This is a genomic window from Streptomyces sp. NPDC049813, from assembly GCF_044465085.1.
Taxonomy (GTDB): Bacteria; Actinomycetota; Actinomycetes; order Streptomycetales; family Streptomycetaceae; genus Streptomyces.
The window spans coordinates 125,627-149,267 of the sequence record NZ_JBITLI010000007.1; the positions used below are offsets into that span (position 1 = coordinate 125,627).

The following is a 23,641-nucleotide window of genomic DNA, read 5'->3' on the forward strand; positions in this document are numbered from 1 at the left end:
GCCGGAAGGCGGAGCGCCGGGCGGCCGGCGCCGTACTACGCTGCCCCGGTGACGAACCCCGCCGAGCCCTCCGCCCCCCAGCCGGCCGCCCCGGACGCGGCCGCCGCGGGCGGTGGGCGGTCGGCCAACCAGGGACGGCGGGTCGCGGCCCGCAACCGGGCCGCGCTCATCGCGGCCGCGCGCGAGGTCTTCGCCGAACAGGGGCTGAACGCCCCGCTCTCCGCCGTCGCGCGCCGCGCCGGGGTGGGGCAGGGCAGCCTGTACCGGCACTTCGCCGACCGGGTCTCCCTGGCCTCCGCCGTCCTGGACGAGAACGTCCGGCACATCGAGCGGGCCGCCGCCGGCCCGGACGCGGACCTCCCGCGCGTGCTCGGCGTGGTCACCTGGCACCTGACGCGGTCGACCGCCTTCGTCGACCTGCTGCGCGTGCGCGGCGACGGCGCGGAGGCCCAGGCCCTGTCCGGCCGGGTACGCACCGTCCTGGCCCGCTGTCAGCCGGCCGGGACGCGGCTCACCGCCGACGACCTCATGCTCGCCGTCGCGATGGTGTCCGGGGCCGTCGCCGGCCCCACCCTGGCGGAGCGGGAGCGCATCGCGCTGCGGGCCTGGCAGCTGCTCGGGGCCCGGGTGGGCCCGGTGCGGCCCTGGGAAGCAGCCGACGACGCGTAGGCGCGGGCCTCAGCCGCCGTTGGACTGCCGGATGCCCTCGGCCAGGGCCTCGAACCGGTAGACGTAGCCGCCGTCGGGGCCGCTGACGGTCGTGTAGGCCGTCCTGCGGCCGGGCGCGATGGCGACGTTCGTCGCCGACCGCAGGCCTGCCGCCGCCTCGGCCGGAAGTTCGACGGTGGCCAGCCGCGCTCCGTACTTGCTGTAGACGGCGATCGCCGGCCGGCCGTGCAGCCCTTGGTAGAGATTGCCGTCGGCGTCCACGGCGATCGAGTCGGTCTGGGCGAGGCCGCCGTCGACGTGGACGGCCTCGTGCCGCGAGGTCACCGCGGTCTTCCCGGCGTCCAGCAGCAGGTAGGAGAGGGTGTCCTCGGTCAGTTCACTGATCCACAGGCCCGCGAGGTCCGGGTCGAACATGATCCCGTTGGGCTGGGCGAGCCCGTCGGCAAGGACGGTGGCCCGCTCGCCGTCGCGGTCGATGCGTACGATCCGGCCGTCGGTCTCGTCCGGCTCCGTGCCGTGGGCGTCGCTGACGTACAGGTGCCCGTCGGCGTCGAAGGCGAGGTCGTCGGGGGTCATCGCCGAGCCGTCGACCTTCCCCGAGAAGAAGGTCCGGGGGTCCGAGCCGTCCGGTTCGATGCTGACGACGGAACCGGAGGCGAAGTCGGTCAGGTACATCCGGCCGTCGTACGGACTGAGCTGCGCCGAGGTGTACGCGCCGGTCCTGTCGGTGTAGACGCCCCGGTGCCTGCCGGTGGTGACGTCGACGGAGAGGACCTTTGGCTCGCCGGCGGGCGCGGTGACGTCGACGACGGTCAGCCGGCCGCGGCCGTCGAGGACGGGGCCCTCCAGCAGGGTCGTGCCGGTGGCCTCGTGCACGTCCGTGACGTGAGAGACCTGGGTGGCCCGGATGCTCCTGCCCTCGCCGGGCGTGACCGGGCCCGGGGCGGCGGCGCCGGCCGCCTGGGTGCCGCAGCCGGTCAGGGCCGGCAGCGCGAGGACGGCCAGTGCGGCGAGCCCGGCGGCTGCGGCGGCGGTGCGGGGCGCGCGAAGCGTGGTCATACGGGAGTGCTCCTTCCGGCCGTCCTGCGGACCGGACGACGTGGCGAACGGGAGACGTACGGACCGGCGGGGCCGGCGGTCTTGGAGGAGTCGGGGGAGGGCCGGGCCGTGCGGGGCCCCGCGGGACCCCCGTACACCCGTACGAGGCCCGGGCGGGGGCCCGTACAGGACTCTGACGGCGCCCCCCGGCGGGACCCCGCTCAGGCCACGGACCACCCACCGTCCGACGGCAGAATCGCGCCATTGATGTTCACCGCGTCCCTGCTCAGCAGGAACGTGATCGAGGCCGCCAGTTCCTCGGCCATCGCCAGGCCGGGTATCGCGACCCGCATCTTCGCGGTGCGGGCCGAGCCGTAGGGGGCGGGGGCGGGCACCTGGATGCCGGTGGCGACCGCGCCCGGGGCGACGGCGTTGACCGTGACGCCCGTGCCCGCGTACTGGTACGCCGACGACCTGGTCAGCCCCACCAGGGCGTGCTTGGAGGTCGTGTACGCGGCGCCGGCCGCCGAGCCGCGCAGCGCCGCCTCGGAGACGACGTTGACGATCCGGCCGCCGCCCGCGGCGAGCATGCCGGGCACGAGCGCGCGCATCAGCCGCATGGGCCCGTCGACGTTGACGCGCAGGACGCGCTCCCAGACCTTGTCGTCGACCTCGTGCACGGCGGCGTCGTCGTCCATCACGCCCGCCACGTTCGCCAGGCCGTCCACCCGGCCGCCCGCGGCGGCCAGGACGGTCTCCGCCGACGCGGGCGCGGTGATGTCCGCGACGACCGGGACGACGGCCGCGCCGAACTCCGCGGTGAGCGCCGCCACGTTCCCGGACACGTCCACGGCGACCACCCGGCCGCCCTCGCGCACGATCCGGCCGGTGACGGCCCGGCCGATGCCGGAGGCGGCGCCGGTGACGACGACGGTCTGGCCCTCGAAGCGGCCCGGCGTGATCCGCTCGGTCCACGGCTCGGGCGTGCCGCTCACGAGGTCCGTCTCCGGTGCCTGCCGGGTGGCGGGGGCCGCGGGGGCGGTGGGCAGCTCCTCCGGGACCTCCCCAGTGGCGGCGGCCGTGACCAGGGCGTCCACCAGCTCCGCCGGGAACGCCCCGCCCGACATCCGTACCAACTGTTCGAGCGGCAGGCCGAGGGCGGGGGAGAGGGCCTCCTCGCTCTGGCCCTGCGCGGCCAGCACGCCGCGCAGCACCTGTCCGGCGGCGGGGTCGGCCAGCCAGTCGCGCAACGGGGAGGCGGGGGTGAGATCGGACATCGCGGGCCTTTCGGGTTCTGGGTCGACGCCGCCCGGTCGGGACAGCGCTCAGTTCCGGTCAGCGGGGGTCGAGACCCTCGGCGACCCTCTGCAACCGTCGGCAGCCGACGACGGCGGTCCGGCAGCCGACGACGGCGGTCCGGCAGCCGACGACGGCGGTTCGGCAGCCGGCGACGGCGGTCGGCGGCCGACATGGCGCGCCACCCCCGGGGGCCGCCGCGTGGCGCGCTCGCGGGGCCGCAGGGAAGCGATCCCGCCAGGGTCCGGACAACCGGACAACGCTGTCCGGTTGCTGGGTTACGGTACCCGGAGCCGTTCGGGACGCCCAGACCGGGCACCGCCCCACACCCGTGCGGCGCCGCGTGCCCACCCCCCACGAGAGGACGCCGTCCGATGGCCCTGCCCCGCTGCGAGCACCCGCCCACCCCGCAGGAGACCGCCGCGCTCCGCGAGCGCTACCGCGCCGAGCGCGAGCGCCGCGTGCGCCCCGAGGGGCCGGGCCAGTACCGCGCGACGACCGCGGAGTTCGGCTACTTCGCCGCGGACCCGTACACCGAACCGGTGCGGCGCGAGCCGCTGCACGACGTGGTGGACGTGGCGGTCGTCGGCGGCGGCTTCGGCGGCATCCTGGCGGGCGCAAGGCTGCGCCGGCAGGGCGTGGCCCAGGTCCGCGTCGTGGAGAAGGGCGGCGACTTCGGCGGCACCTGGTACTGGAACCGCTACCCGGGCATCCACTGCGACATCGAGTCGCACGTCTACCTGCCGATGCTCGACGAGACCGGCTACGTGCCCGAGTGGAAGTACGCCCCGGGCGAGGAGATCCGGCGGCACGCGGTGCGCATCGCCGAGCAGGCGAAGCTGTACGACGACGCCCTGTTCTCCACCGCCGTCACCTCCCTGACCTGGGACGAGACCGTCGAGCGGTGGCTGGTGCGCACCGACCGCGGCGACGCCTTCCACGCCACCTACGTCCTCACCGCCACCGGCACGCTCTCGGAGCCCAAGCTGCCCGGCATCCCCGGGATCGAGGAGTTCCGGGGCCACACCTTCCACACCTCGCGCTGGGACTACGGGTACACCGGCGGCGGCCCCGACGGCGGCCTGAGCGGCCTCGCGGGCAAGCGCGTCGGCGTCGTCGGCACCGGCGCCACCGGCGTCCAGGTCATCCCGGCACTGGCCGAGGACGCCGAGCGGCTCTACGTCTTCCAGCGCACCCCCTCCGCCGTGGACGTGCGCGGTCAGCGGCGCACGACACCGCAGGAGGTCGGCGCGGAGCGCGCGGGCTGGGCCGCCGAACGCCGCGAGAACTTCCTGCGGATCGTCTCGGGCGAGGACGCCGGGCAGGACCTCGTCGGCGACGGCTGGACGGCGTCGGCCGCACTCCTGGAGAAGCTCCTGCCCAGCTTCCGCCGCTCCGGCGAACCGGAGTTCGAGGCCGCCTACGAGGCCGCGGACCACGCCACCATGAACCGGATACGGGACCGGGTCGCCGCCGAGGTCGCCGACCCCGCCACCGCCGCGGCCCTCCAGCCCTGGTACCGGTACGCGTGCAAGCGCCCCACCTTCTCCGACCGGTACCTGCCCGCCTTCAACCGGGACAACGTCACCCTCGTGGACACCTCCACGACCCACGGCATCGAGCGCATGACCGAGCGCGGCGTCGTCGTGGACGGCGTGGAGTACGAGGTGGACTGCCTGATCTTCGCCACCGGGTTCTCCGTCGGCGTCTCCGGTGTCACCTCGGGCCAGTTGCCGGTCACCGGCCGCGGCGGCGTCCAGCTCCTCGCCGACCGGGCGCGACGGGGCCCGCGCAGCCTGCACGGATTCACCAGCCACGGCTTCCCGAACCTGATCCAGCTGGGCTCGCTGCAGAACGCCAGCAGCGTGAACTACACGCACATCCTGGACGAGCAGGCCGTGCACGCCGCCGCGCTCGTCGCCGCCGCCGAGGAGAAGGGCGCCCTGGTGGAGCCGACCCCGCAGAGCGAGGACGCCTGGGTCGGGGTCTGCGCCCAGGGCGCCCCGGACCACGCGTGGTTCCACGCCGAATGCACCCCCGGCTACTACAACCGCGAGGGCCGCGGCCGGCCGAACGGCCCGACCGCCTACCCGCACGGCGCCGTCGCCTTCCACGACCTGCTGCGCCGCTGGCGCGAGGAGAACATCGGCGAGGTGCTGCGGGCACGGGCCGCCGCCTCCGCCCGGTAGACCCGCGTCCGCCGGTGCGGCGGGGCCGGTACGGTGCCGTCACCGCCTTGCCGCACCAGCGAAAGCGAGCCCCCATGCTGCTCACCGCCGCCCGTGTCCTGGCCGGGGCCGACCGGCGCCCCCTGCCCGACGGGGCCGTCCTGGTCCGCGCCGGCCGTATCGCCAGGGTCGGCCCCCGCGAGGAGGTCCAGCGGCTCGCCCGCCCCGACGAGCCCCGGCTCGCCTTCCCCGCGGGGACGCTCCTGCCCGGCCTGATCGACGCCCACGTCCACCTCTGCTTCGACGGCGGCACCGACCCGGTCGCCACGCTGGCTGAGCAGGACGACACGGCCCTGTTCGCCGCCATGGCCCAGCGGGCCCGCCGCCTTCTCGGCGCCGGCGTCACCACCGTCCGCGACCTCGGCGACCGGGGCGGCCTCGCGCTGCGCCTCGCCGCGGCCGTCGGCGCGGGCGAGGTCCCCGGCCCGCGCGTCGTCTGCGCGGCGACACCGGTGACCGTGCCCGGCGGCCACTGCTGGTTCCTCGGCGGCGAGGCCACCGGCAGCGACGAGATCCGCCGTCTCGTGCGGCGCAACGTCGCGGCCGGGGCCGGGGTCATCAAGGTCATGGCGACCGGCGGCGGCCTCACGAAGGGCGGCGCCCAGAGCTGGGAGTCGCAGTTCACCGACGCCGAACTGGCGGCGCTCGTCGACGAGGCGCACCGCGCGCGAGTGCCGGTCGCCGCCCACGCGCACGGCGCCGACGGCATCGCCGCCGCGGTCGCGGCCGGCGTCGACACGCTCGAACACTGCACCTGGATGACGTCCAGCGGGATCGACGTCCGTGCCGACGTACTCGACCGGATCGTCGAACAGGGCATCCACGTGTGCCCGACGGTCAGCCCGCACTGGCGGCGGCTGCCGGAGATCTTCGGCGCCGAACGCGCCGCCGCCCTGTCCGACGCCGTACGGCGGATGGCGTCGGCCGGGGTCCGGCTCGTCGCGGGCACCGACGCCGGGGTGCAGCGGGCCGGCTTCGACGGCCTGCCGGCCGCCCTCCCCTTCTACGCGCACCTGGGCCTGAGCCACGACCGCGTCCTCGCCATGGCCACCGCCGACGCCGCGCGCGCCCTGGGGATCGGCGACGAGACCGGACAGCTCACCCCCGGCCACAGCGCCGACGTCCTCGCGGTCGACGGGGACCCGCTGGAGGACCTCGGCGCGCTGGCGTCCGTACGGGCCGTGGTCGCCGCGGGACGGCACCTGGCGCCCCCCGCGCGGTGACCGTGACGGCGTGCGTGACCGTTCGTGACGGGTGATCACCCCAGGGTGCCGGCTTTTTCGTGCCGATCCTGTGCATCTTTGCGGGCCGGTCCATGGAACCCGGACGAGGCCCCTCATCTCGCTCCGGGGCGGCGGCGACCCGCGTGATAGCACGGGACGATCAGACCCGAAGGAGACGACGACATCATGGGTATCTTCAGCCGTCGCCCGACCGCGACCCTCGAGCCGCTGCCCGAGGCGGGCCCCGCCACGCCGTTCCCCGCCGCCGCGGCCGCCGGGACGGCGCTCGACCCCGCGCTGCGCGCCCTGACCGGCGAGTGGACCATCGACCGCCCGCACAGCCGGGTCGGCTTCTCCGTGCGCCACGCGATGGTCACGACGGTGCGCGGCGCCTTCGCCGACTACGACAGCACGCTCTACTTCGACGGCGCCCGCCCCGCCGCGTCGCGCGCCGAGATCGTCATCAGGGTCGCCAGCGTCGACACGGGCGTGGAACAGCGGGACGCGCACCTGATCGGCAAGGACTTCTTCGACGCCCAGCGCCACCCGGAGATGGTGTTCCGCAGCACCTCCACGGTCCACGAGGGCGGCGAGTCCTTCCGGATGGCGGGTGATCTGACGATCCGCGGCGTCACCCGCCCCGTCGAACTGCAACTCGACTACCTCGGCTCGGTCCTCGACCCCTTCGGCTTCGAGCGGGCCGGATTCGACGGCACCACCACCATCGACCGCACCGACTGGGGCCTGGTCTACAACCAGCGGCTGGAGGCCGGCGGCACCATGGTGAGCGAGAAGGTCCGGCTCCAGTTCGACATCTCCGCGATCCGGGCCACGCCCCTGTCGTAGGAGGACGACGGACGCAGCGGCGCCCTCCCCGGCCCGAGGCCGGCGGAGGGCGCCGCCATGTGCGCCCCTGCCGCTGATTTCACACGGCCGCAATGATCCTCGGGCCCCGCGCCTGTTAGACATGGACGGGTAGGAGAGCGGCCCCGGCGGCACGGAGGGAGGCGGGACATGCGACACGAGCCCGACTGCCCCCCGCGCGGCCCCCGTTCACCCGCCCCGCGCCGCCGTGCGCGCTGCCCCCGTGCGCTCGCCCCGCGGCGCCGCGTCCGGCTTCACACCCGGCCGTACGTCGATCTGCGGCGCGTGGCCGGCGCGCTCTGTCGACGCTGACGAGGCCATCGCCCGCTCGCGTACGTCCCTGAGGCCGCTCGCCCCCGGCGATGTGCGCCCCGGAACCGGCGAGCGCGGCCCGGCTGGTCCTGCCCCCTCCGGCCGGTCCTGCCCCTCCGGCGGTCCCCGCCCCGGCCGGTCCTGCCCCGACGGCGGACCCGGCCCGGGGCCGCCCCCGTCGCCGCTTGTAGCCCCCGCGTCCCGCGCCACGCGCGCGGAAGACGGCGCGTTCTCGTACGGACTCGAAGGAAGGCACAGCCCTGTGTCCTCGCACCCCGCCCCCGCGCTGCACCTCGCCGTCGCCCTCGAAGGCACCGGCTGGCATCCGGCCTCCTGGCGCGAGCCGGTGGCCCGGCCCCGCGCCCTTTTCACCGCCGCCTACTGGGCGGACCTGGTCGCCGAGGCCGAGCGCGGGCTGCTCGACTTCGTCACCTTCGAGGACGGGCTCGGTCTGCAGTCCTCCCACCCCTTCGCACCCGACGGCCGCACCGACCAGGTCCGCGGCCGCCTCGACGCCGTCCTGCTCGCCGCCCGCGTCGCCCCGCTCACCCGGCACATCGGTCTTGTGCCGACCGCGGTGGTGACGCACACCGAGCCGTTCCACCTCTCCAAGGCCATCGCCACCCTCGACCACGTGAGCGGCGGACGCGCCGGGGTGCGCGTGAAGGTCTCCGCGCGGCCGGACGAGGCCGCCCACTTCGGCCGCCGCACGGTCCCGCTGCTCGACCCCGAACGCCCGGACCTCGACGGGGAGTTCGTGACCGGCCTCTTCGACGAGGCCGCCGACTACGTGGAGGTCCTGCGCCGCCTCTGGGACAGCTGGGAGGACGACGCCGAGATCCGGGACGAGGCGACCGGCCGCTTCATCGACCGCGACAAGCTGCACTACATCGACTTCGAGGGGCGCCACTTCGCGGTGAAGGGGCCCTCGATCACGCCCCGGCCGCCGCAGGGCCAGCCCGTGGTCAGCGCCCTCGCCCACGCCCGCGTCCCGTACCGGCTGGTGGCCCGGCAGGGCGACCTCGGCCATGTCACCCCGCGCGACGCCGACGACGCCCGTGCGATCGTCGCCGAACTGCGCGCCGCCCGGCGCGAAGCGGGCCGCGCCGACGAGCCCCTGCACGTCTTCGGTGACCTCGTCGTCCTCCTCGACGACGACCCGGGCGCTGCGCGGGCGCGCCGCGAGCGGCTCGACGACCTCGCCGGGGCCCCGTACACCAGCGACGCACGGATCTTCGCCGGGACCCCCGCGGACCTCGCCGACCTGTTGCAGGAGTGGGCGCACGCCGGGCTGACCGGCTTCCGGCTGCGACCCGCCGTGCTCGGGCACGACCTGCCGGCGATCACCCGCGGCCTCGTCCCCGAACTCCAGCGCCGGGGCGCCTTCCGCCGCGCCTACGAGGCCCGCACGCTGCGCGGTCTGCTCGGACTCGACCGCCCCGCCAACCGCTACGCCACCACCGCGACCGCCTGAGCCGGACGGAGACCGCCCACCATGAGCAAGCCGCTGAAGCAGATCCATCTGGCCGCACACTTCCCCGGGGTCAACAACACCACCGTGTGGAGCGATCCGCGGGCCGGCAGCCACATCGAGTTCAGCTCGTTCGCCCACTTCGCGCGGACCGCCGAACGCGCCACGTTCGACTTCCTCTTCCTCGCCGAAGGGCTCCGCCTGCGCGAACAGGGCGGAAAGATCTATGACTTGGACGTCGTCGGCCGCCCCGACACCTTCACCGTGCTGGCCGCGCTCGCCGCCGTCACCGAGCACCTCGGCCTGACCGGCACCATCAACTCCACGTTCAACGAGCCCTACGAAGTGGCCCGGCAGTTCGCCACCCTCGACCACCTCTCCGGTGGCCGCTCCGCCTGGAACGTCGTCACCTCATGGGACGCCTTCACCGGCGAGAACTTCCGCCGCGGTGGCTTCCTGCCCCAGGACGAGCGCTATACGCGGGCCGAGGAGTTCCTGGCCACGGCCGGTGAACTCTTCGACTCCTGGCGCGGCGACGAGATCGTCGCCGACCCGGGGACCGGCGTCTTCCTGAACGACGCGAAGGCGGGCTCCTTCGTCCACACCGGCCATCACTTCGACATCCAGGGGCAGTTCGACGTCCCGCGCTCCCCGCAGGGCCGCCCCGTCGTCTTCCAGGCCGGGGACTCCGAGGAGGGCCGGGAGTTCGCCGCGTCGAGCGCCGACGCGATCTTCAGCCGGTACGCCACGCTCAAGGAGGGGCAGGACTTCTACGCGGACGTCAAGCGCCGCCTGGCCGCGTACGGCCGCACCCCCGACCAGCTCAAGATCCTGCCTGCCGCGACCTTCGTCCTCGGCGACACCGACGCCGAGGCCGAGGAGCTCGCCCGCGACGTGCGCCGCCGGCAGGTCAGCGGAGCCACCGCGATCAAGCACCTCGAATTCGTCTGGAACCGCGATCTGAGCGGTTACGACCCCGACGGGCCGCTGCCCGACGTCGATCCGGACGTGCGGGACCGGCACATCGCCGAGGGCCGGGCCCAGGTCCGGATGTACCGCGACCCGCTGGCCACCGCCCGCGAGTGGCGCGAACGCGCCGCGGCCAACGGGTGGTCCATCCGCGACCTCGTCATCAACACCGGCAACCGGCAGTCCTTCGTCGGCTCGCCCGCCACCGTCGCCCGCACCCTGAACGACCTGGTCCAGGCGGACGCGGCCGACGGCTTCATCCTCGTCCCGCACCTCACCCCCGGCGGCCTCGACGCCTTCGCCGACCAGGTCGTCCCGCTGCTCCGCGAGCGCGGCGTCTTCCGCACCGCCTACGAAGGCCCCACCCTGCGCCACCACCTCGGCCTCGCCCACCCCGACGACGTACGGGACGCGCGGGCCGCCTCATGACGACGCGCCCGCCCGCCCGCGCGCCCCGGCGCCGCCCGGCCGGCGCCCAGGAGGACAGCCGATGAGCGCCGAGTACCTCTGGTACCTGCCCAACACCGTCGAGCCCGGGCACCGCGGGGACGACGCGCACGACGGATGGGGCTCGCTCGAGCACGCGACCGAGCTGGCCCTGGCGGCGGAGGCGCACGGCTGGGGCGGCGCCCTCCTCGGCACCGGCTGGGGCCGCCCGGACACCTTCACCCTCGCCACGGCGCTGGCCGCGCGCACCACGACGTTCCAGCCCCTGGTCGCGGTCCGACCGGGCTACTGGCGGCCCGCGCAGTTCGCCGCCGCGGCCGCCACCCTCGACCGGCTCAGCCGCGGCCGTGTCCTGGTCAACGTGGTCAGCGGCCTCGACCAGCCGGCCGCGTACGGTGACGGGCTCGCCGATCCCGCGCGGCGCTACGCCCGGACCCACGAGTTCCTGCGGCTGGTGCGGCGGCTGTGGACCGAGGAGCGGGTCACGTTCCACGGCGAGCACTTCCAGGTCACCGACGCGACGGTGGGTCCGCGCCCCTTCGCCACGGACGGGCGCGCCCACCCGCGGCTCTACTTCGGCGGCGCGTCGCCCGCGGCCGAACGCGTGGCGGCGGCGGAGGCCGACGTGCAGCTGTTCTGGGGCGAGCCGCTGGACGGGATCGCCGAACGCGTCGACCGGCTGCGGGAGTTGAGCGTCCGGGTGGAGCGGCGTCACGCACCGCTGGAGTTCGGTCTGCGGATCACCACGGTGGTGCGCGACACCACCGAGGAGGCATGGCGGGCGGCCGAGGAGAAGGTGGCCAGGATGGCTGTCGCGGACGGCGAGGTGTCCGGCGCGGGGGACCGCAGGTCGGCGGTCGGGCAGCGCCGGCTGCTGGACCTCGCCGGGCGCGGCGAGGTGCTCGACACCTGCCTGTTCACCACACCGGGCCGGTTCGGCGGCGGGGGAGCGGCGACCACCTGGCTCGTCGGCTCGCCCGGGGAGGTGGCGGCGGCGCTGGCGGAGTACCGCAAGCTCGGCGTCACGCACTTCGTGCTCTCCGACACTCCCTACCGGCGGGAGACCGCCCGCGTCGGCGACCTGCTGCTGCCCCTGCTGCGGCAACCCTGACCCGGCACGCGCGCGAGCGGCCCGCGCCGGGGGGGCGCGGGCCGCTCGCGGGGGTGCGGTGCCGATCAGGCGGCGACGGCGTCGCTCGCGTGCTCGTGCAGCCGGGAGAGGATCTCGGTGAGCTGCGCGACGACCTCGGTGTCCTGGGAGGGGTGGGTCTCGGCGAAGCGGGTCAGCGAGCCGGGGATGGAGAGCTTGACGTCCTCCAGCACCGTGCCGCCGGCGATGCCGACGGACTTGCGGACCTCGTCCTGCGCCCACACGCCGCCGTACTGGCCGAAGGCGGTGCCCGCCACGACGACGGGCTTGCCGCCGAAGGCGCCGGCGCCGTACGGGCGCGACAGCCAGTCGATGGCGTTCTTCAGGACGGCCGGGATCGTGCCGTTGTACTCGGGCGAGAAGAAGAGGAACGCGTCGGCGCTCTGCGCGGCGGCGCGCAGAGCGGCCGCGGCGGCCGGGACGCTGCCCTCGACGTCGACGTCCTCGTTGTAGAACGGGACGTCCGCGAGGCCCTCGAACAGCTCGACCTCGGCGCCCTCCGGGGCCAGCTCGACGGCCGCCTCGGCGAGCTGGCGGTTGTGCGAACCGGCACGCAGGCTGCCGACGAGCGCAAGGATACGAACGGACATGGGGGGCTCCAGGGTGCTGAGGCGAAGCGCTGACAGAAGTTTCGGAAACGATCCGGACCGGGGTCCGTTTATTGTTCTACCACCCTAAGCGGACCGCGGTCCAGTTCTGCCCTGAATGCTTTACGCTGAGTTCATGTCCAGCAGTCCGCCCCACCCTCCGGGGCCGCCCGGCGCCGCCCGCGAGCCCGAGCTGCTCGCCATCGGCTCCGCCGCGGACGCCTGCGCCGGCCTGCGGGCCGACGCCGCGCGCAACCGCGCCCGGCTGCTGGAGGCCGCCGCCCGCCTCGTCGCCGCCCACGGTCCCGCGGGCGTCACCATGGAGGCCGTCGCCACCGCCGCGTGCGTGGGCAAGGGCACGGTCTTCCGCCGCTTCGGCGACCGCACCGGCCTGCTCACCGCGCTCCTCGACCACACCACGAAGCAGTTGCAGGCCGACCTGATCGGCGGCCCGCCACCGCTCGGTCCCGGCGCGCCCCCGGCCGAGCGGCTGCGCGCGTTCGGCGTCGCAGTCCTGCGCTGGACGGCCGGGCAGCTGGAGCTGCACCTCGCCGCGCAGCCCGAACCGGAGCGCCGCCTCGCCCACCCCTCGCACCGGGTGCTCGCCACGCACGTCACGTTCCTGCTGCGCGAACTGGTCCCGGAAGCGGACTGCGCCCTCCAGGCCCAGGTGCTGATGGGCTACCTCGACCCGGCCGTGCTGCACTACCTGACCAAGCAGTGCGGGATGCCGCTGGAGCGGCTGGAAGCCGGCTGGAGCGACCTCGTCACCCGGATCACGGGCACTCCCGCCTGAGACAGCGGGCGCCCGCCGCGTCCCGGACCGTACCCGCGGGCCCTACAGCCCCGTGACCTTGCCGCTCGCCGTCACCTCGTAGACCAGCGTCACCGTGCGGCGACCGCCCGGCGGCAGGGGGACGTCCCAGCGGACGATCCCCTCGGCGTCGAGCGCGTCCGGTACCGGGGAACAGGCCTCCTCACGCAGGCGCACCTCCACGTCCGCCACCTCGGAGACGGGGATCCGCTCCCGCAGCGCCACGACCCGCTCGCCGCTCTCGCCGGGCGCCGAGAACCGCGACAGGTGCAGCCGGACCGTGCGGGTGAGCACGGTCCGCTGGGTGAGGCCCGCGGTGGTCCGGCTCTCCTCGGTCTCCCGGCGGACGCGATGGCTGTCCGCGCTGCCGAACGCCAGCTCGGCGGGGGCTCCGGACGCGGTGAAATCCAGCGTGCCGCGCCCCGCGTAGCCACTGGCGCGGACCAGCTCCACCGGGCCCGCGAGCAGCGCGTGCCCGCTCGGGTTGGCGAACCGCACCACCTCGGTGACGAGCGGGGACAGCTCGGGCGCGCAGACGTACGTCCGGTGGGCCGGGCCCGTGCCGGTGGTCAGCGGCACCCGGTGGGCGCGCCCGTCGCCGGGCACCGAGGCCGGCGCGGGCGCGTGCAGGACCCGGACCTCGCCGCCGTCGTCCACGCCGGGCAGCCCGGGGACCGGCGCCGGCGCGGGACCGGTGATCTCCACCTCGCGCATCTCGACCTCCACCGACCGGCGTTCGCCGCCGGACCGGTCCCGCAGCGTCAGCCGGTCCTCGACGAGCCGTGGCGGCTCGGTGGCCAGGCTCGACCGGGCCGTCGAGAGCGTCAGGCGGACACCGGACCAGTCCTCGCCGGTGCGCTGCCACACCACCGCGTCGGTCCGCAGGGTCAGTTCGTCCCCGTCGAGCGTGGCACGGTAGGCGGGACGCCACACCGCACACGGGGTGAGGTGGCTCAGGCGCAGCGTGGCGGTGCCCGCGGCCGTCGCCCGCACCGTCAGCTCGACCTGCGCGGTCAGCTCCGGCGGCTGCGTCTCGGCGTCGTCCAGGGCCCGCTGCGTCTGGCTCAGTTCGGCGGCGAGCGACGTCAACCGCTGTGCCACGTCCTCGAGTTCGTCCGCGCACGTCTCCCGCTCGGCGTCGACACGGTCCAGCTCGGCGCTCCAGCGCACCGGTTCGGCCTCACCGGCCCCGGCGCCCTCGCCGATCTCCCGCAGCAGGTCGGCGGTGAGCGCGCCGAGCAGGTCCAGGCGGGTGCGCAGCCGGTCGCGGCGCTGCGCCAAGGCCCGCTGTTCCGCTTCGAGGGCGTGGGCGTGCCGGCGCAGCGGCGAATCCGCGTCGCCGGGGTCGCCGGGGTCGTCGGCGTTGTCGGCGTTGTCGGTGCCGCCGGGCGGCCGGGGGCCGCGCGGGGTCCAGGCCCGCGTCAGGTGGACGTCGAGGACGGTGGCGTCGGTGCCGTCGCCCACGCACTCGGCGTGCAGGCTGCGGTCGACGGCGAGCGCGCTGACCGGGCCGAGCGTCACCCGCTGGACACCGGGGACCAGGTGCAGGACGGCGGTCCGTTCGACGAGGGCGCGGTCCTCCAGGCAGGTCACCGCGGTGACGGGCAGCGGTACCGGAGCCGGGTCGGGGGCCGCGCCGGAGGCGGCTTCGGGGGGAGTCTCGGCAGGGGGTGTCGGCATGGCGGGTGTCAGCTCCTCCGGTTGCCGCCGGTGAGGGCCTTGGCGGCCGGGATACGGATCTCGAAGCCGCCGTCGAGCGTGACGGTCGCGCCCGGGGGGACGTCGACCCGCCGGCGGCGCGTGCCGGGCACCGGGTGCCCGGCGTCGTCACCGCCCTCCGGCGGCCGCTCCCAGCCGCCCTGTTCCTCGATGCGGATGTCGCCGTCGGAGGTGACGGGCACGCGCTCGCGGACCTCGACGGTCGCCGGGCGGGACAGCCGGTTGGTCAGCTCCACATGGACCCGGTGGTCGAGGACGGTGGTCGTGCCGCGCAGCCCCGCGGACGATTCGCGCAGCTCCGTGCGGCGGCTGACCCGGATCGCCTCGGCGGGGCCCAGCGCCACGCGCCCGGTGCCGCCGGGGGCGAGCGTGGGCACCCGGGTCGTCGGCAGGTGCTCCCCGGCGCAGGTGATGTCCACGGGCCCGGCGAGCAGGGCCTGGTCGGTCGCGTTGCCGAGCACCAGCGTCGCGTACACGACCGGCTCGACCGAGGGCACGCAGAGGTACTCCGTGCGCAGCTGGACCGGGAGTTCCGTGACGGTGACGGTGTGCCAGGTGCCGTCGGAGGGGATGTCGGCGTCGCCCCGCGCGTCGTAGCGGTGGTCGAAGGAACCGGCCGCGTCGCGCGGCCGCACCGCGTACCCGGGCAGCGGCAGCGCGCCCACCGCCTCGGCGCGGCGCCGGTACTCGGCGGCCACCGCGTCGTCCGCGGCCCCGGGCGCGAGGAGGCCCCGCCGCCCGTCGCCCGCGTCGGGCCCGGACAGGACGAGACCGGCGTAGTCCAGTTCGGTCGCGTCCGGGCGGGGCGGCCCGGGCGGCGGAGGGGGCGGCGGCGCGGCACTCCCGGGCGCCGGCGGCGCGACGCCTCCGGCGGTCGGCGGCGGTGCGCCGTAGGCCTGGGGCGCGGGGGGCGGTGCGCCCTGAGCCTGGGGCGCGGGCGGTGGCGCGCCGTAGGCCTGGGGCGCGGGCGGCGCGCCGCCCGGTGACGCACCCGCCGCCCCGGGACTCCGCGGCCCGCCGGCCGCCCTGGCGCGGACCGGTGCCGCCGCAGCGGGCGCGGCCAGGACGAAGTCCGGCGCCGACCCGCCCACCGCGCCGCCCGCGCCGGGGTGCGGCTCGTACGGGCGCGGGACCGCCGCGTCGAACCCCGCGAACAGCGTGTCGAGACCGGCCGGCGGCTCGCGCCAGCCGGACGGGGCGGGCACGGGCTGGCGGCGGCCGATCCGCACCGAGCGCAGGGCCGGGACACCGGCGGGGCGCCGCAGGTCGGCGGTGGACAGGCCGAGGCGCACCCCGCTCCAGTCCTCGCCGGTGCGCTGCGCGACCGAGGCCCGCAGCACCAGCTGCCCGCCGCACTCGTCCTGGCGGTACGTCAGCCGGTAGGACGGCACCCAGACCGCGCCCGGCACGCGGTACTCGATCTCGACGCCGAGCGGCTCGCCGCCGGCCCCCTCCACGGTCAGGGCGGCCGCGGCCGACGTCCGCACGGGGGCCGTCGGCGCCGCCGTCGAGGCCCGCTCCAGCCGGTCGTCGACCAGGGCGAGCTCGTGGTCGAGCCGCTGCAACTCCTCCTCCAGCGCGTCGAGTTCGCTCTGGAGCTCGGCGAGGCGCGTGTCGACGAAGTCCGCGAGGTCGAACCAGGCCTGGACGGGGGCCCGCCGGTGCGGGTCGTCGCGCCTGCGCTGCGGGGGGACGGGACGCACCGCGGCGGTCTCCTCGATCCGCCGCGACTGCCGCTCGTGGCGGGCGGCGGCCACCCGGCGCGCACCGCTCAGCCGCTCCGCCTCCCGGAGCAGGTCCTGCGGTGCGCCGGGCACGGGCGGTTCGGCCTCGATGACCAGCCGCGCCCCGGTGACCCGGGCGCCGGGTGCGTCCACGACGGCGGCCCTGAGCGAGCCGGGATCCAGGGTGCGTGGCAGCCCGGTGACGTGGACCCGCCCGTCGGCGGCCACGGTGCCCCGCGCGCGGCGGCGGCAGACCGCGCCGCTCGCGTACACCACGACCGACGTGAGCTTCGAGTCCCACGACCGTGCCGCATCCGTCATCGCGTCATCCCCCCGCACGCCGCCCGAGCGCGGCATCGACTTCCGCAGGAGACTACGCCGCGACCGGCGGGCCGCGCTCCCCCCGGGGAGGGCCCGCGACGCGCTGCGTAGAGTCACCGGCATGGATCTCAGCACGCTCCTGCGATCGGTCGACGAGGCATTCGCGGTCACCGGGGCCGGGACGCCGCCCTGGCCGGACCCGCATCCCGACGGCGAGGTGCGGGACGAGGAGTACACGCGCTGCTCGCGGCCGGAGAAGTACCGCATCCTCGACGCCCGCGCGCAGGCCTGGACGCACGTGCTGTGCGGGCGCGGCCTCGCCGAGGCGCAGACGCCCGCCGACCCCGCGGCGCTGTGGCGGCCCTCCGCCGACCGGACCCTCGACGGCGCCGTCCGGCTGCGCCCGGTGCGCGCGGGCGCCGTACCGCTGGTGTTCGGGTCCGCGGCCGTCGACGGGGTGCCCCGGACGGTCCTCGTGCTCGGGGTGGGGGAGCCCGCCTCGGTCCTGGAGACGCTGCCGGACTGCGGCTGCGACGCGTGCGACGACGGCTCGGAGCGGCTCGTCGAGGCCGTCGACGACCTGGTGTCCGCCGTCATCAGCGGCGCGTTCGTGCACATCGACGCCGGAGAGGGCCGCGAGATCGTGGCGACCGGGGACACCTGGTCGGCGAGCAACTGGGACGACCGCCGGACGCCGGTCGAGGCGGAGCTCGCGCGGGCCCGCGCCGGACGGTCGCCGTACGCGGTCGTCACCGGGCGGGCCTGGGCGTGACGTGCCGTGAGTGACGCGCCCGCGCCCCGGCGGCCGGGCGGCCCGCGCCCGCGCGGCGACAGCACTCACGAAGCAACAGAATGGCACGTCGATATTGTCTCGGTTGTGTTCTCTTTCTAGGGTGGGCGCGGCTCAAGAGGTGTTCCCCGCCTCATCAGTTGCACTTCCCGCACTTGACGAAGGGCACAGTCATGCCGCACCCGCACCGCGTGTACGTCAGCCGTCGTCGTCTTCTGGAAGCGGGCGCGGCCGTGCTCGGCACGCTCGCGCTGCCCGCGGTGCTCGACGCCGCTCCGGCCTTCGGCGCCCCGCGGGCCGCCACCGCCGGCGGTGACGAGTGGAACGGGCACATCGACCTCTTCCGGCTCGGCACCGAGCCCCCGCACACCACCCTCATGCCGTACGAGAGCCTCGGGCAGGCCCTCGCCGCGGACCGCACCCGCTCCCCGTACCGGCGCAGCCTCGACGGCGACTGGAAGTTCGCCTACGTGGACCGGCCCGCCGACAAGCTCGACGACTTCTACCGCACCGACCTCGACGACTCCGGCTGGCAGACCACCCCGGTCCCGTCGGCCTGGCAGCTGCACGGCCACGACGTCCCCGTCTACGTCAACATCAACTACCCCTGGTGGGGCCCGAACGGACACGGCGAGGAGGCCCAGCCGCCCGCCGCGCCGACCCGCTACAACCCGGTCGGCCAGTACCGGCGCACCTTCACCGTGCCGCGGGACTGGTCGGGGCGGCGCACCTTCCTGCACTTCGAGGGCGTCAAGGCGGCCCACTACGTCTGGATCAACGGGCAGTTGGCGGGTTACCACGAGGACTCCTACACCCCCGCCGAGTACGACATCACCCCCTACCTGACCAGCGGCACCAACCAGATCGCCGTCGAGGTCTACCGGTACTCGGACGGCGACTGGCTCCAGGACCAGGACATGATCCGGCTGAGCGGCATCTTCCGGTCCGTGTACCTGTACTCGACGCCCCCCGTCCACCTGCGGGACTTCAAGATCGACACACCGCTCGGCGACGGCCACACGTCGGCCCGGCTCTCCGTCACGGCCACCGTGCGCGACTACGGGGGCGACGCCGAGGGAGCGGCGTACTCCGTCGAGACGCAGCTCTACGACGCGGGCGGCCACCCCGTCTGGGCCCGCCCGCTGACCCGCTCCGCCGCCCTCACCGCCTCCGAGGTCACCGTGGAGGCCGCCGCGTCCGTCCCCGCGCCCCGCCTCTGGTCGGCCGAGGACCCCTACCTCTACACCGCCGTCCTGCGCCTGCGCGACCCGCGCGGCAAGGTCGTCGAGACGCTGTCGCACCGCGTGGGACTGCGCGAGTTCGCGCTCACCGACGGGCTGATGCGGATCAACGGGAAACCCGTCACGCTGCGCGGCACCAACCGGCACGAGATGCACCCCGAACGCGGCTCGGCCCTCAGCCGCGCCGACATGATCGCCGACATCCGCCTCATCAAGCAGCTGAACATCAACTCCGTGCGCACCTCGCACTATCCCAACAACCCTCTCTGGCTCGAACTCGCCGACGCCTACGGCCTCTACCTCGTCGACGAGACCAACCTGGAGACCCACGGCATCAACGGCTCCTACCCCGGCAGCCGCGCCGACTGGACCACGACCTGCGTGGCCCGGGCCCAGAACATGGTCCACCGCGACAAGAACCACGCCAGCGTCGTCATCTGGTCGCTGGGCAACGAGGCCGGCGGCGGCACCGCCTTCAACGCCATGCACGACTGGATCCACGGCTACGACCCGACGCGCGTCATCCACTACGAGGGCGACGACCGGCCCGGCATCAGCGACATCCGCTCCAAGATGTACGAGTCGCCGAGCCGGGTGGAGGAACGCGCCAAGGACACCGCCGACTCCCGCCCGTACGTGATGGTCGAGTACGCCCACTCGATGGGCAACTCCACCGGCAACCTCAAGGAGTACTGGGACGTCGTGCGCCGGTACGACGTCCTCCAGGGCGGCTGGATCTGGGACTTCGTCGACCAGGCCCTGGACTGGCCGGTCCCCGCGCGCACACTGCTGACCGACACCGGGCCGGTGCGGCTCAAGGGCGAGGTCATCAACCCCTCCGGGTCGTTCAGCCGCCGGACGGGCACGAGCGGCGCGACCGTCTTCGCCCGCGACGACCGGCTCGACCTGCGCGGCTCGCTCACTCTGGAGGCGTGGGTGACGCCGTACGTCCGCGGCTACGACCAGCCGATCCTGGCGAAGGGCGACACGCAGTACGCACTCAAGCAGTCGGGCAGGACGCTGGAGTTCTTCATCCACTCCGACGGCCAGTGGATCACGGCGTCCTGGACCACCCCGGACGAGGGCTGGGCCGGCACCGAACACCACGTCGCGGGCGTCCTCGACGCGGACCAGGGCACCCTCACCCTGTACGTGGACGGCGCCGTGAAGGCCACCAAGGCCACCACCCGCACCCCGTCCGGGAACACGGCGCCGCTCTCGATCGGCGGCGAGGTCGACAACCCCACCCGGGAGTTCAGCGGCACCGTCCGCCGCGCCCGGGTCCACGCCCGCGCCCTGAGCGCCGCCGAACTCGCCGACGACGGGCGGGGCCCGGGCGACGACGGCGTGCGCTTCTGGTTCGACGCGCGCACCGCGGGAGTCGAGACGAAGAAGCCCCGGGCCAGGACCTTCGCCGCGTACGGCGGCGACTGGGGCGACAACCCCAACGACGGTCCCTTCTGCGCCAACGGCATCGTCCTGCCCGACCGCAGCCACACCGGGAAGGCGGCCGAGGTCAAGCGGATCTACCAGCCGATCCGCGCCGCCGTGAAGGAGGGCGGCAGGCCCGGCGAGATCACGCTCGTCAACGACAACCTCTTCACCGACCTCCGTGCCTGGGACGGCAGCTGGGAGCTGGCCCTCGACGGCCGGGTCGTGCGCCGCGGCCGGCTCAGCCGCGCCCAGCTCGACGTGGCGCCGCTGAGCAGCAAGGACATCACGGTGCCGGTGAAGCTGCCGGCCGCTCCCGCGCCCGGCGCCGAGTACTTCCTCCAGCTCTCCTTCACGACCAGGGAGCGCACTCTCTGGGCGGACGCCGGGTTCGAGGTGGCCCGCGTACAACTGCCGCTCGACGCGGGCAGCCCCGACGTGGTCCCCGTCCCGCTCGCGCACGTGCCCGCGCTGGCCTACGAGGACGGGGACGCGGCCGTCACCGTGACCGGCGCGCAGGGGCTCAGGGCCGTCGTCGACAAGGCGACCGGCCTCCTCACCACGTACGAGTCGGCGGGCACCCGGCTCCTCACCTCGGGAGCGGTCCCCAACTTCTGGCGCGCGCCGACCGACAACGACCGCGGCAACGGCCAGCACACCCGCAACCAGACCTGGCGGGACGCGGGCGCGCGGCGCGAGGTCACCGGAGTGACGGTGCGGGCGCTCGGCGACCGGGCGGTGGAGATCACCGTCAAGGGCACCCTGCCGACGACGACCGCCTCGGCCTACAGCACCACCTACACCGTCTTCGGCAACGGCGAGATCAAGGTCGACAACACCCTCCACCCGGGCGCCGCGGACCTGCCCTACCTCCCTGAGGTCGGCACGATCCTGCACCTGCCCGCGGCCTTCGAGCAGCTGCACTACTACGGCCGCGGCCCCGAGGAGAACCACTGGGACCGCAACGACGGTACCGACGTGGGCCGTTGGTCCTCCACCGTCCGCGACCAGTGGACCCCGTACCTGCGCCCGCAGGAGAATGGGAACAAGACCGACGTGCGCTGGGCGGCGCTCACCGACCGGCGCGGGCGGGGCCTGCTCGTCCACGGCGAGGGCCTCCTGGAGATCAACGCCTCGCACGTCACGCCCGAGGACCTCTCCGTCGGCGCCCGCCACGACTACCAGCTGACCCCGCGCGACGAGGTCGTCCTGCGGGTCAACCACCGGCAGATGGGCGTCGGCGGCGACAACAGCTGGGGCGCGCACACGCACGACGCGTACAAGCTCTTCGCCGACCGCGACTACGCGTACACCTACCGGTTGCGGCCGATCACCGACCTCGACCAGGCGCAGGAGGTGGCCCGGAAACCGACGGCGACGAAGTAACCGGGCCGTCGACGCGAGGGGCGCGACGGTGGCAGCCGTCGCGCCCCTCCCCGGTCAGCCGGGCCGCTCCCCGAGCCTCGCGGCCACGCCGTCCAGCACCCACTCCAGGCCGGTCGCGAACGTGGTCGCCGCGTCGATGTCCGTGCCGTCGTGCACCGCCCTGGACAGCGCCGGGAAGCGGCCGGTGGCCAGCAGGCGTGTCACGTGCGGGCCCGAGGCGCGCTGCCATTCGCGCTCGGACAGGCCGCTGGTCCGCTCGGCCCGCAGGTGCGCGACCTCGCGTCTGATCGCCCCGGTGGTGTAGGCGCTGACCGTCTCCACGGCGCGCAGGACGGTGTCGATGCCGGCGAGCCCGTCGAGGGCGGCGAGCGTCGCCTCCGTCACCGCGAGCCGGTTCGGCCCCAGGGCGGGACGGCCGCCGAGCAGATCGGCCAGCCACTCGTGGCGCAGGGCGGCCCGCCGGGTGCGGTGGGCGAGCCCCTCCAGCGCCTCCCGCCAGTCGCCGGCGGGCGCCTCGGGGGCGATCTCCGCGTGGACCGCGTCCACCATGAGGTCGAACAGCTCGTCCTTGGTGGCGATGAAGCCGTACAGCCGCATGGGTCCCGCGCCCAGCCGGGCGGCGACCTTGCGCAGCGACACCGCTTCGAGCCCGCCCTCGTCGGCCAGGGCGACCGCCGCGGTGACGATCCGCCCGCGGTCGAGCGGGACGGGGCGATCCGGCGGCTCCGGCCGGTCCCAGACAGTCATGATCACATCGTACTCTTGCGATGCGCTGTATCGAGGAAATACAGTGTATCGATATGAGGCAACGCATCGCCGCCATCGGGAGCGGCCCGGCCGGACTGACCTTCGCGCGCGTCCTGCACCGCCACGGCCACCCCGTCACCGTCCTGGAACGCGACGCCGGCCCCGCCGCCCGCCCGCCGGGCGGCACCCTCGACCTGCACGAAGGCCTCGGTCAGCGCGCGCTGGCCAAGGCGGGACTGCTCGCCGGGTTCGAGGCGCTGTCCCGCCCCGAGGGGCAGGCGATGCGCATCCTCGACACGGACGGCACCGTCCTGCGCGACTGGCGGCCGCGCCCGCACGAGCGCGCCAACCCGGAGATCGACCGCGGCGACCTCCGTGACCTGCTGCTCGGCCCGCTCGACGTCCGCTGGGGGCAGGAGGTGACCCGAGTGGTGCCCGGGGCCCGGGACGGCGTGCGGGTCCACTTCGCGGACGGGCACCAGGAGACGTTCGATCTCGTGGTCGGCGCGGACGGCGCCCGGTCCAGGACCCGCCCGGCGCTCTCGCCGGTGACACCGCACTACACGGGCGTCACGGCGGTCGAGACCTCCCTGGACGACGTCGACACCCGCCACCCCGCGCTCGCCCGGCTCATCGGCGACGGCTCGCTGGCCGTGTACGGGGCGAACCGGGCCCTGGTCGCCCAGCGCAACAGCGGCGGCCACGTCAAGGTGTACGCCCAGTTCCGCGCCCCGCTGGACTGGCGGGCGGAGCTGGACCCGGCCGACGCCGAGGCCGTGCGGTCCGCGGTGCTGCGCCTCTTCGACGGCTGGGCCGCGCCCGTCCGCGACCTCTTCCGCCTCGGTACCACGTACGTCCGGCGCCCCCTGCACGTCCTGCCCGTCTCCCACACCTGGACCCACGTCCCCGGCATCACGCTGCTGGGTGACGCCGCGCACCTGATGCCGCCGCTCGGAGCGGGCGCCAACCTCGCCATGCTGGAGGGCGCCGAACTCGCCGAGGCCCTCGCCGCCGCCCCCGACGACCCCGACGCGGCCGTCCGCGCCTTCGAGGAACGGATGTGGGCCCGGGCCACCCGGTGGGCGACGATGACCGCGGCGGGCCTGGAACGCCTCGTGAGCCCGGACCCGCGCGCGGCCCTCGCCCTCTTCGACGAGGTCCAGCCGGGCTGAGACCGTGCCGGACTGCCCGTACGGGCCATCCCGGCGTGCCGC

The 23,641-nt window shown here is 75.2% G+C and carries 18 protein-coding genes; 12 read left to right on the forward strand and 6 right to left on the reverse strand.

All coding sequences use genetic code 11. The features are described 5' to 3' along the window. The first annotated feature begins 48 nt into the window (after positions 1-48). A complete protein-coding gene (locus ACIBW6_RS17160) occupies positions 49-669 on the forward strand; it encodes a helix-turn-helix domain-containing protein (RefSeq protein ID WP_399060238.1) in 621 nt (206 codons plus the stop codon). A gap of 9 nt (positions 670-678) precedes the next feature. Here ACIBW6_RS17160 and ACIBW6_RS17165 read toward each other — a convergent pair whose 3' ends face one another. Together ACIBW6_RS17165 and ACIBW6_RS17170 are read right to left on the reverse strand one after the other, a co-directional pair. After that, complete coding sequence (locus tag ACIBW6_RS17165; RefSeq protein ID WP_399060240.1) at positions 679-1,728, reverse strand: SMP-30/gluconolactonase/LRE family protein; 1,050 nt, start codon at positions 1,726-1,728, stop codon at positions 679-681. A 200-nt stretch (positions 1,729-1,928) separates the two neighbouring features. Then, positions 1,929-2,984, reverse strand: a complete 1,056-nt coding sequence (locus tag ACIBW6_RS17170) for an SDR family NAD(P)-dependent oxidoreductase (protein WP_399060243.1) — start codon at positions 2,982-2,984, stop codon at positions 1,929-1,931. Positions 2,985-3,377: 393 nt separating this feature from the next. Between ACIBW6_RS17170 and ACIBW6_RS17175 the strand changes: the two genes are divergently transcribed. From ACIBW6_RS17175 to ACIBW6_RS17205, 7 genes are all read left to right on the forward strand, one after another. Next, a complete protein-coding gene (locus ACIBW6_RS17175; RefSeq protein ID WP_399060245.1) occupies positions 3,378-5,192 on the forward strand; it encodes a flavin-containing monooxygenase in 1,815 nt (604 codons plus the stop codon). Between the two features lie 74 nt (positions 5,193-5,266). After that, complete coding sequence (locus tag ACIBW6_RS17180; RefSeq protein ID WP_399060247.1) at positions 5,267-6,454, forward strand: amidohydrolase family protein; 1,188 nt, start codon at positions 5,267-5,269, stop codon at positions 6,452-6,454. Positions 6,455-6,640: 186 nt separating this feature from the next. Next, on the forward strand, positions 6,641-7,300 hold the full coding sequence (locus ACIBW6_RS17185; protein WP_399060249.1) for a YceI family protein: 660 nt from the start codon (positions 6,641-6,643) through the stop codon (positions 7,298-7,300). A 168-nt stretch (positions 7,301-7,468) separates the two neighbouring features. Next, the gene (locus tag ACIBW6_RS17190; protein WP_399060251.1) at positions 7,469-7,630 is read left to right on the forward strand and encodes a putative leader peptide; all 162 of its coding nucleotides are present in this window, start codon (positions 7,469-7,471) and stop codon (positions 7,628-7,630) included. 262 nt (positions 7,631-7,892) lie between these two features. Further along, positions 7,893-9,104, forward strand: a complete 1,212-nt coding sequence (locus ACIBW6_RS17195) for an LLM class flavin-dependent oxidoreductase (RefSeq protein ID WP_399060253.1) — start codon at positions 7,893-7,895, stop codon at positions 9,102-9,104. A 21-nt stretch (positions 9,105-9,125) separates the two neighbouring features. After that, entirely contained in the window at positions 9,126-10,499 is a 1,374-nt protein-coding gene (locus ACIBW6_RS17200) for an NtaA/DmoA family FMN-dependent monooxygenase (protein ID WP_399060255.1), read from the forward strand. A gap of 61 nt (positions 10,500-10,560) precedes the next feature. Further along, positions 10,561-11,628, forward strand: coding sequence for an LLM class flavin-dependent oxidoreductase (locus ACIBW6_RS17205; protein ID WP_399060257.1), 1,068 nt, complete (start codon positions 10,561-10,563; stop codon positions 11,626-11,628). Positions 11,629-11,693: 65 nt separating this feature from the next. Here the strand turns inward: ACIBW6_RS17205 and ACIBW6_RS17210 are convergent, their stop codons facing one another. Beyond that, positions 11,694-12,257, reverse strand: a complete 564-nt coding sequence (locus ACIBW6_RS17210) for an NAD(P)H-dependent oxidoreductase (RefSeq protein ID WP_399060259.1) — start codon at positions 12,255-12,257, stop codon at positions 11,694-11,696. Between the two features lie 115 nt (positions 12,258-12,372). Here ACIBW6_RS17210 and ACIBW6_RS17215 point away from each other — a divergent pair, with 115 nt between their 5' ends. Continuing rightward, complete coding sequence (locus ACIBW6_RS17215) at positions 12,373-13,050, forward strand: TetR/AcrR family transcriptional regulator (RefSeq protein ID WP_399060261.1); 678 nt, start codon at positions 12,373-12,375, stop codon at positions 13,048-13,050. 42 nt (positions 13,051-13,092) lie between these two features. On the opposite strand, the gene ACIBW6_RS17220 is transcribed toward ACIBW6_RS17215, so the two are convergent. Continuing rightward, on the reverse strand, positions 13,093-14,748 hold the full coding sequence (locus ACIBW6_RS17220; RefSeq protein WP_399060263.1) for a DUF4139 domain-containing protein: 1,656 nt from the start codon (positions 14,746-14,748) through the stop codon (positions 13,093-13,095). A gap of 8 nt (positions 14,749-14,756) precedes the next feature. Further along, entirely contained in the window at positions 14,757-16,832 is a 2,076-nt protein-coding gene (locus tag ACIBW6_RS17225; protein ID WP_399060265.1) for a DUF4139 domain-containing protein, read from the reverse strand. A gap of 121 nt (positions 16,833-16,953) precedes the next feature. Here ACIBW6_RS17225 and ACIBW6_RS17230 point away from each other — a divergent pair, with 121 nt between their 5' ends. Both ACIBW6_RS17230 and ACIBW6_RS17235 read left to right on the forward strand, forming a co-directional pair. Further along, positions 16,954-17,604, forward strand: coding sequence for a DUF6226 family protein (locus tag ACIBW6_RS17230; RefSeq protein WP_399060267.1), 651 nt, complete (start codon positions 16,954-16,956; stop codon positions 17,602-17,604). Between the two features lie 191 nt (positions 17,605-17,795). After that, positions 17,796-21,680 (forward strand): glycoside hydrolase family 2 TIM barrel-domain containing protein, encoded by a 3,885-nt coding sequence (locus ACIBW6_RS17235; RefSeq protein ID WP_399060270.1) that lies wholly within the window; start codon positions 17,796-17,798, stop codon positions 21,678-21,680. 54 nt (positions 21,681-21,734) lie between these two features. On the opposite strand, the gene ACIBW6_RS17240 is transcribed toward ACIBW6_RS17235, so the two are convergent. After that, complete coding sequence (locus ACIBW6_RS17240) at positions 21,735-22,427, reverse strand: TetR/AcrR family transcriptional regulator (RefSeq protein WP_399060272.1); 693 nt, start codon at positions 22,425-22,427, stop codon at positions 21,735-21,737. 53 nt (positions 22,428-22,480) lie between these two features. On the opposite strand from ACIBW6_RS17240, the gene ACIBW6_RS17245 reads away from it, so the two are divergent. Then, positions 22,481-23,599 (forward strand): FAD-dependent oxidoreductase, encoded by a 1,119-nt coding sequence (locus ACIBW6_RS17245; RefSeq protein ID WP_399060274.1) that lies wholly within the window; start codon positions 22,481-22,483, stop codon positions 23,597-23,599. Positions 23,600-23,641: the final 42 nt, after the last annotated feature.

Bases quoted from the DNA above. Each gene is read 5' to 3' on its own strand.
- ACIBW6_RS17165 (WP_399060240.1), bottom strand. From the start codon at position 1,728: ATGACCACGCTTCGCGCGCCCCGCACCGCCGCCGCAGCCGCCGGGCTC.
- ACIBW6_RS17170 (WP_399060243.1), bottom strand. From the start codon at position 2,984: ATGTCCGATCTCACCCCCGCCTCCCCGTTGCGCGACTGGCTGGCCGAC.
- ACIBW6_RS17175 (WP_399060245.1), top strand. From the start codon at position 3,378: ATGGCCCTGCCCCGCTGCGAGCACCCGCCCACCCCGCAGGAGACCGCC.
- ACIBW6_RS17180 (WP_399060247.1), top strand. From the start codon at position 5,267: ATGCTGCTCACCGCCGCCCGTGTCCTGGCCGGGGCCGACCGGCGCCCC.
- ACIBW6_RS17185 (WP_399060249.1), top strand. From the start codon at position 6,641: ATGGGTATCTTCAGCCGTCGCCCGACCGCGACCCTCGAGCCGCTGCCC.
- ACIBW6_RS17190 (WP_399060251.1), top strand. From the start codon at position 7,469: ATGCGACACGAGCCCGACTGCCCCCCGCGCGGCCCCCGTTCACCCGCC.
- ACIBW6_RS17200 (WP_399060255.1), top strand. From the start codon at position 9,126: ATGAGCAAGCCGCTGAAGCAGATCCATCTGGCCGCACACTTCCCCGGG.
- ACIBW6_RS17205 (WP_399060257.1), top strand. From the start codon at position 10,561: ATGAGCGCCGAGTACCTCTGGTACCTGCCCAACACCGTCGAGCCCGGG.
- ACIBW6_RS17210 (WP_399060259.1), bottom strand. From the start codon at position 12,257: ATGTCCGTTCGTATCCTTGCGCTCGTCGGCAGCCTGCGTGCCGGTTCG.
- ACIBW6_RS17215 (WP_399060261.1), top strand. From the start codon at position 12,373: ATGCTTTACGCTGAGTTCATGTCCAGCAGTCCGCCCCACCCTCCGGGG.
- ACIBW6_RS17220 (WP_399060263.1), bottom strand. From the start codon at position 14,748: ATGCCGACACCCCCTGCCGAGACTCCCCCCGAAGCCGCCTCCGGCGCG.
- ACIBW6_RS17225 (WP_399060265.1), bottom strand. From the start codon at position 16,832: ATGACGGATGCGGCACGGTCGTGGGACTCGAAGCTCACGTCGGTCGTG.
- ACIBW6_RS17230 (WP_399060267.1), top strand. From the start codon at position 16,954: ATGGATCTCAGCACGCTCCTGCGATCGGTCGACGAGGCATTCGCGGTC.
- ACIBW6_RS17235 (WP_399060270.1), top strand. From the start codon at position 17,796: ATGCCGCACCCGCACCGCGTGTACGTCAGCCGTCGTCGTCTTCTGGAA.
- ACIBW6_RS17240 (WP_399060272.1), bottom strand. From the start codon at position 22,427: ATGACTGTCTGGGACCGGCCGGAGCCGCCGGATCGCCCCGTCCCGCTC.
- ACIBW6_RS17245 (WP_399060274.1), top strand. From the start codon at position 22,481: ATGAGGCAACGCATCGCCGCCATCGGGAGCGGCCCGGCCGGACTGACC.